The 7,944-nt window shown below is 40.3% G+C and carries 6 protein-coding genes and 1 pseudogene; 2 read left to right on the top strand and 5 right to left on the bottom strand.

The features are described from left to right. On the top strand, positions 1–1,075 hold a 1,075-nt coding region (locus tag BSG1_RS18255), incomplete at its 5' end, for a CapA family protein (RefSeq protein ID WP_006838698.1). Positions 1,076–1,108: 33 nt separating this feature from the next. Here the strand turns inward: BSG1_RS18255 and BSG1_RS18260 are convergent. Beyond that, entirely contained in the window at positions 1,109–1,372 is a 264-nt protein-coding gene (locus BSG1_RS18260; protein WP_006838699.1) for a hypothetical protein, read from the bottom strand. Positions 1,373–1,528: 156 nt separating this feature from the next. Between BSG1_RS18260 and BSG1_RS18265 the strand changes: the two genes are divergently transcribed. Next, positions 1,529–1,819: a HesB/YadR/YfhF family protein gene (locus BSG1_RS18265; RefSeq protein WP_006838700.1), complete on the top strand. Its 291-nt coding sequence runs from the start codon at positions 1,529–1,531 to the stop codon at positions 1,817–1,819. Positions 1,820–2,941: 1,122 nt separating this feature from the next. Here the strand turns inward: BSG1_RS18265 and BSG1_RS18275 are convergent. The 4 genes and pseudogenes from BSG1_RS18275 to BSG1_RS21680 form a co-directional block, all read right to left on the bottom strand. Beyond that, positions 2,942–5,767, bottom strand: coding sequence for an ATP-binding protein (locus BSG1_RS18275; protein ID WP_006838703.1), 2,826 nt, complete (start codon positions 5,765–5,767; stop codon positions 2,942–2,944). Then, positions 5,760–6,131, bottom strand: coding sequence for a response regulator transcription factor (locus tag BSG1_RS18280; RefSeq protein ID WP_006838704.1), 372 nt, complete (start codon positions 6,129–6,131; stop codon positions 5,760–5,762). The genes BSG1_RS18275 and BSG1_RS18280 overlap by 8 nt, the downstream gene beginning before the upstream one ends. Before the next feature lie 11 nt (positions 6,132–6,142). Beyond that, positions 6,143–7,762 (bottom strand): diguanylate cyclase, encoded by a 1,620-nt coding sequence (locus BSG1_RS18285; protein WP_006838705.1) that lies wholly within the window; start codon positions 7,760–7,762, stop codon positions 6,143–6,145. An 84-nt stretch (positions 7,763–7,846) separates the two neighbouring features. Next, a pseudogene (locus BSG1_RS21680) lies at positions 7,847–7,944 on the bottom strand (hypothetical protein); the annotation flags it as partial.

A 7,944-nucleotide genomic window follows, 5' to 3' on the forward strand; every position in this document is an offset into this window, starting at 1 on the left:
TCAATTTCAGTCAGCACAGAGCACTATCGAAGAAAAAGGCTCGTACAGCCTCCATTCTGTTGCGGATACCGCCCTTAAGGAGAAATCTTATACCACCAAAGCTGTCATAGGCGCGATCGGGGATGTTTTGCTTCATAATACAGTCTATCAGGATGCTGAAGAAGGAGATTCTTATGATTTTACGCCAATGTTCCAGGATGTGGAGAACTTCCTGCAAAGTCCTGATTTTATGATTGCGAACCAGGAGTCCCTTCCAGGGGGGGCACACATGGGGGTTTCCAGCTATCCTGCTTTTAACAGCCCATATGAAATTGTCGATGCCTTGCAGAAACTTGGAGTTGACGCAGTAACGACGGCAAACAACCATTCCTTGGATAAAGGAACAAAAGGTGTACTCAGTGCGATCTCCCACTATGAAGAAATCGGCATGCCTTATACCGGTTCTTTTAAAAGCGAGGAAGATCGTAAGAATATAAGGACATTTAACGTCAATGGCATTTCATTTGCCTTGTTGGCTTATACTTATGGCACGAACGGTATTCCTGTACCGCAGGGCAAGGACTATCTTGTCAACTTGATTGATGTGGATTTAATGAAGAGTGATATTCAAAAAGCGAAAGATCTTGGAGTCGATATGGTTGTGCTGGCAGCTCATTGGGGAAATGAATATGAAAGATATCCAAATGAAACTCAGAAAACACTTGCAAGGGAATTGACCAATGCGGGAGCGGATCTAATTATCGGACATCACCCGCACGTACTGCAGCCAATTGAAAAGCTGACAACAGAAGACGGACGTGAAGCTGTCGTAATTTATTCGTTAGGTAACTTTCTTTCCGGCCAGGAAGGTGATTTGAAAAATATCGGTGGTATTGCAAACGTCACCGTACAAAAGGTAATTGACGAAAACGGCAAGAGAATCTCATTTCCGGAAATAGGGTTCCAGCCCACTTTTGTGACGCAGTCTAACTATCGCAACTATCGAATACTGCCCCTTGCCGCTGCCCATCAAAGCGGACTGGTTTCATTTCCTGAAGACGAAATGGTCTCTCACGTAATGGATATCCAGCAATAAAGGTAAAAAACCTGTCCGACTTGGACAGGTTTTTTAATGAGTCGCAGGAAATAGGAAATGGTGAAACATTGCAGTGGAAATCGCGAGAATCGCCAACACCAATACGGCGGCGGTGAAAACTTTTTTAAGGCCCTTCTGAAAGAGCCACAGCAAAACAAAGTAAACAGCTGCTGCAATCGCAATAAAACTAAGAGCCTCCATCCTGTACTCAGCTTTTTCCAGCTGGATAAAAGACATAAGAATCAAACCGCCAAAGATTCCTGTTCCTATGATAATAAACAATTTGAGGTTATTCATTCTTTAAACTCCTTTTTAAGCATTAAGTATAGTATTAAAATAACACAGAGAGTATGCTTCAATCCATTCATTTCCCTTTTGTGAGCCGATGATTGGCTGAAGAAAAGGAAAACGTCATATAATAAACGAAGACAGTGTAATGAAGGGAGTTCAACTATGAATATTTCATTTTCAGATGAAGCACTACAATGGTTTAAAGATGAAATGCATATCGAGCGAGGGGATTTCGTCCGTTTTTACGTCCGTTATGGAGGGTCAAGTCCGCTGCATGAATCTTTCTCCTTAGGCGTGAACAAGGAAGAACCTATTGATATAGGGGCAAAAACAGAGGTGGACGGCACTACTTTCTTTATAGAAGAAAATGACTTGTGGTTCTTCTCCGAGCATGACCTTTTTGTGAATTTCAACGAAAAATTGGAAGAACCGTCTTATGAGTATAAGAAGTAATAAAAGAAGACAGATTGATTCCTAACTGGTCCGGAGCAGGAAAATTAAATTAATACTTCATTAGGGTTACCGATTCACGTATGAATTGGCAACCCTTTTTTCCTTTTGTGGATTGGCCATGTCGAGGTTCATTTTGACCTGGCCGATTCTCTCTTCTTGGGATCCCACCATGGCGAAGTGCGACTTTCAACCAGACGATTTTCTCTTTATGGGATTCCACTATGTTAAAGCACCAGTTTAAGTGGGCCGATTTTCTATTTTTCTGATTCCCCCTTATCGAAGCGTCACTTTGTCCCGGCCGGATCTCTTCTTTTTGGATTCCACCTTGTCGTAGCGCCACTTTGTCCCGGCCGTTTTTCTCTTTTTCTGATTCCACCTTATCGAAGCGTTACTTTGACCCGGCCGATTCTCTTCTATAAGGATTCCACCATGTCGAAGTACTACATTGACCCGGCCGTTTTTCTATTTTCTGATTCCCCCTTATCGAAGCGTCACTTTGACCGGGCCGAATCTCTTCTTTTTGAATTCCACCTTGTCGTTGCGCCACTTTAACCCGGCCGATTCTCTTCTATGGGGATTCCACCATTTCGAAGTACTACTTTGACCCGGCCGTTTTCTCTTTTTTTGAAGGAGAAAGCAAGTAAATACGGATAAACAAAATAAAACTACCAACATACCAGCTCCCATAATAAACGAAATTTTAAATCCTTGTATCAGTGAATAAGTATAAGTCAAACGATAATAGCTAGGATTACAAGTCCTCTAGGTTCATTTTTCAAGTAAATAGAAGTAAAAATAGTAAATGCCAGAGAGCCTCCGACTAACTGTGCTAATAAGACTGTTATGTATATCCAAATACTAAAGCCCATATATTTTTATCCCTTACAAGGTATATGTTGGGGGTAATCTATTGCTTCACTTTACTATATTTACGACCCAGAGAAGTAAAAGTTCCAATTAACTCCACCTTCTGAACTGCCTATAAGGCTTCATATCAATGCATTACAGCTCATTATCAACCTAAATTAAAAAGCAATGGATGAACGGCTCATCCATTGCTTTATTATTGCTGCTACTTTAATACTATTTTTTCCAACGAAGTCCGAACCCGTTAATTGAAATTTACCCATTTAGATTATTCAACACCAATTCGGTAAGCTTGCTTGGCGAATAAGGTTTTACCAGGAACCCCTCTGCCCCCAACTTCAATACCTTTTCCTTTTCATCCAAGGCTGTCGATACGAATACTGGAATGTCTTTTAATTCGGAATGGTTTTTTACTGTCTGAAGGACATCCAATCCGTCCATGTTTGACATACTCAGCATGATATCCAGAATGATTGCATCAGGCGGGTTTTTCTCAACATATGCTAAAGCCTCTTCCCCGTTTGAGAAGGTCGTAATGAAAAAACCACTTTCCGTCAGCTCATTGGATAGCAGTGAAGCAAGCTGCTTGTCATCTTCCACTATGACAATCTTCCCCCTGCCCTTACCGGAGTAGGATTCAGTAGTGATCTCAGCAATCCCTTTTACCTTTGGGAGAATTACTGTAAATGTACTACCTTGGCCCAGCTTGGAAGACAAGACAATGTCTCCTTCATGTGCCTTGATGATCTCTTTGGCAATGGCAAGTCCAAGTCCCGTTCCGCCAATCTTTCTTCTATCCGAGTTATCGACACGGAAGAATTTAGTAAAGAGGTTGGGCATCGCTTCTTCTGGAACACCCAGGCCTTCATCAATTATTGATACATGAAGTTCTTTTGGCGCTGAGTGCAATTTTATGGTGATGTTACCGCCGGCAGGTGAGTATTTAACCGCGTTTTGGATAAGATTCTGGAAAACCTGCAGCAGTTTGTCGCGGTCACCAAGAACCATATCATCATCAGCATCACTGACAAATTGGATATCATGGATTGAGGTATTGATTTTTATTCCTTCTATGACTTCTTTCAACAGCGGAGTGAGGGACTCATATTTTTTCTCATAAGTCTGTTTCCCCGACTCCATCCGCTGAACATCAAGGAAGTCATTGATGAGGACGGTTAAACGATTCGCTTCCTGATAAATCGTATTCAAATATTTCTTTTGTCTCTCCGGTTTTAATTCACGGTTAATCAGTAATTCAGTATAGCCAAGCACACTGGCAAGCGGTGTCCGTAACTCATGTGACACTGTACTTACCAATTCATTTTTCATCTGGTCGGCTTCGTATTCTTTTGTAAAGTCACGGTGCACCAAAATCCAGCCAGTGAGAGTTTCATTCCTGTAAAGCGGCTCTGCATACACTTGGATCATTCTCGGCTGACCGTTAATGAGCTTGTACTGAGCTTGGTTCGGTGCATTAATTTCGTTAGTTAATAATTCATTCGCAAAATTATATAACTCCACCGGTTCTTCAACGATGTCACTGACGTCGTTAAACCATTCCAAAAATGACTTGTCGATATATTGGTTCAGATGATCGGACTGGTAAATTGAAGAGAATGTTTCATTAATATGGATAATTTTTCCATTTGTGTCCAACAGCTGAATTCCTTCATGAATAGTGTTAAGAATATCGTTATTCATCATTCGGTCGGCTTCAGATGATTCAAAAACCTTAATTTTTTCCAATGAAATGGATACCTGTTTGGATAAGGAGGAATATTCTTGCATTTCTTCTGCTGAATACCCTCCCGAAAAGCGTGAGTATACCATTACAGCTTCTACATTTCCACTGGGTGACAATACTGGAAGATAGAGATCCCAGCAAGGTTGATCCTCGTTGTGAATTCCCTTTTCTTCACGAGGAAGTCTTCGCTTAATAACATGAGGGTGCTGCTCTTCCTGCAACCTTTCAAGCGTTCCATTATCCAAGTGACTGATGAACTGCTGGACACCAACTTGGGATACACCCCATTTGGCATAAGTCTTCTCAGAGTCCAGGATGACAATAATTCCTTTATCAGCTCGAAGGACACCAGAGAAACCTTTTACGATGGAGTTCAGCACTTCCTGTTTATCCAGGGAGTTCGATAAGCTATTAATGAGTTCGTTATGATGTCTTAGCTGATTTTCCCGGTTTTCCATCTGCCCTAATAGGTTTTCCAGTTCGAATTGCTGAGCCTGCAGCTCTTCCTGCTGTTCAGACAATTCCTCATTGGTATCTTTCATATGTTGTTCGTTTTCTTTAATGGAATTGAACATTTTTATAAAACTATTTTTCAGGATGGAAATTTCATCATATCGTTTATCCTTTGTGAAGACGATATTTGATTCATCACCCCGGCTGACCTTGTCTGCTGCAAAAGCCAATTCTTTAAGTGGTTTTCCGATTCTATTCAGGCTGATTCTCGTGATGGATAGCAGGATGATCAGCATAAACAGAACAAAAGCAAACATCGTCCATTGTAATTTATGATAAATTGAGGTAAGAGCATCACTATTTACCTCAACACGGTTATCAAGTTCCAAACGATAGCGATTCAGGTTGCGTTGGAATGTTTGTATTTGAGCTGTGCCCGCATTGTTTGCCCTGTTGACAATAGCCTGCATATTCCCTTGTTCATAATCATTAAAAGTTGGGGGAAGAAGCTCATTGAAATATAGGTCATGAAAAGAGATCATTTCCTGAAGAAAGACTTGTTCCTTACTAGACAGCGGCATTTCACTATACATCTTGATGAGACCTTGTATTTCGACCTTCTCATCTAAGGCGCTCTCTTTTAAACTTTCATTGCCGAATGCAATATATCCCCGGACATCCAATATCGCCTGGTTAAAACTATCATCGATGTTTATTATGATTTTTTCCTTATCTTCAGCTAATATATTCTGTTTTTCGTAATCCTTTTGTACATGAAACTGAATAAATAAGATGATGCTGGCCCCTATAAGAAACAAAATAATAAAGACAGCCATCAAAGAGGCAAACCGGCGTGATAAGCTTGTTTGAAAATAATTATTCATTATGAGTTAAGATTTCCTCTACTTTTTCTGCCAGCAGCATCGGGCTGAATGGTTTGGATAGAAAATAATCCGCACCGGCTTCCAAAATCGTTCTTTCATCTGATTTCTGGCTCTTTGCTGTGAGCATCATAATTTTGGTATCCTTGTTTAAATTGTCGCCTCTTATGATTTTAATGACTTCAAGGCCGGTCTTTAGAGGCATCATATAGTCCAATAATATCAAATCAAATTTAGTAGAGACTGCAAGGGATTCTGCTTCCTCCCCATCAGCGGCTTCGTGGATTTCGTATCCCTCATCTTCAAGCGTGTCCATTATTAACATACGAAGGACGTCTTCATCCTCGGCTAAAAGTATCTTCTTCATGTTCCCTCTCCCTATGAATGATCTGCTATTTTACTTAAGTAGAATAAAATTTTATTTTCAAGAGCGCTGATTGAGAAAGGCTTGATGACATAATCGGCAACACCTAATTCAATCGCCTGGATCATCTCTGTTTTTCTTGTTTCTGCGGACAGCATCAAAACCGTAAAGGGATCAAAATCTGCCTGTTTCAGCGTTTCTATACCACTCATTCCATCCATGAAGATGTTGAGAAGAACCATCCCCTTTTGATTTTGCTCCAGCCAGCCGCTCTCCAAAAATTGTTCTCCACTCTCATATTTAGAAATCGAAATCGGAATATTGTTTAAGGAAGCCGCCTGCTTAATCGTATTTGAAAGCAGTACCTGCATGATTGGATCGTCTTCCAACAGAGCAACCGAAACGGCTTTTTGGGAAGAAGCCATGCTCCGGTCGAACAGGGTCACTTGATTTCTGCCATTTTCTTTAGATTGATAGAGGGCCAGGTCCGCCATATCCAGCCAATAAGATAAAGAAGTGGATTCTGAAGCATCGACATCTACAACACCAGAGGAAAAGGTACAGGTGAATTCCTCACCTTCCTCTGCTTTAAAGACATACTCCGAAAAAGCAGCCAAAATGTTGTTCAGGCGTTCTTTGCATTTCTCTGCAGACGTATCAGGAGACAAGAGGACAAATTCCTCTCCCCCATACCTAATAAAACTGTCCTCAGGTGATAATCTCTGTTTAACAAAATCTGAAAACTCTTTTAAGACTATGTCACCTGTCAAATGTCCGTATTGGTCATTCACCTGTTTAAAATAATCGAGATCCAAAAAAGCAATCGATAATTCCTGTTCTTCCTCCCATTGTTTGGCACATAACTGTGAAAAAGAACTATGAAGGTACTTCCTGTTATACAATCTTGTCAACTCATCAACCAGGATTAAATGATCGACAAATTCTTTTCTTTCAATCTGTCTGTTCACCCTAATAAAAAGTTCTTCCAAAATGAACGGCTTCAGAAGAAAATCATCGGCGCCTTTTTTGTAACTCTCCATCCGCAGGCTGTCTGAGTTATTTTCTGACATCATTACGACTGGGACATATTGTTTCTGGACCGTTTTGGTTATATGGGAAAGCGTATCAAGTCCATTTTGGTCACCCAGGAAAATATCCAGCAGGATACAATCAGGTTTAACATCATACAAAGCTGAAATAGCTTTATCAGGATCGGTAAATCCGAAAACATGAAAACCTTTTCTCTCAAGAAAATCTTTAATATACATTAAAAAGGTGGTATCGTTTTCTACAAGAAAAACAATCTTTCTTCTTTGGTTACTATCAGCCCTGATAGGAAACTCAATCGTATTTTCATACTCAAACTGGTAGCATTCTTTTAATAAGGGAGAGATGATTTCCTGGATGTTCTTTCTATTCCAGCTGTCGTCCCCTCTATGATCAACGGCTTTCATGGACTCAGAAGCCTGCCTGCCAATCTCATCAAGTTCAATCGTCGGTGCTGTGCCGCTGATAGAATGAAAAAATCTCTTCACATCAGCTGCAGGAATTTCATTATTTGAACTTAGCCATTGGGATAACGTTTTTCTAATATTATCAATCAATTTGTGTTGATATACTTTCAATTTCGTCATAGAAAACTCCAGTTATAATTAATAGATAAATAGAACGTACTATGATTGACACATGAAGTCAATCGTCAATTTTCGACATTTGTTTCAAAGGTGAAACCGGTTCAAGTGACTATATAGCCTTTCACTCTCCAGTACCAATTTTTGCTTCTCACCCAAGAGATCAAAATGAGGGTAATTCTCTT

It is taken from the genome of Bacillus sp. SG-1 (assembly GCF_000181495.1).
Taxonomy (GTDB): domain Bacteria; phylum Bacillota; class Bacilli; order Bacillales; family Bacillaceae_B; genus Rossellomorea.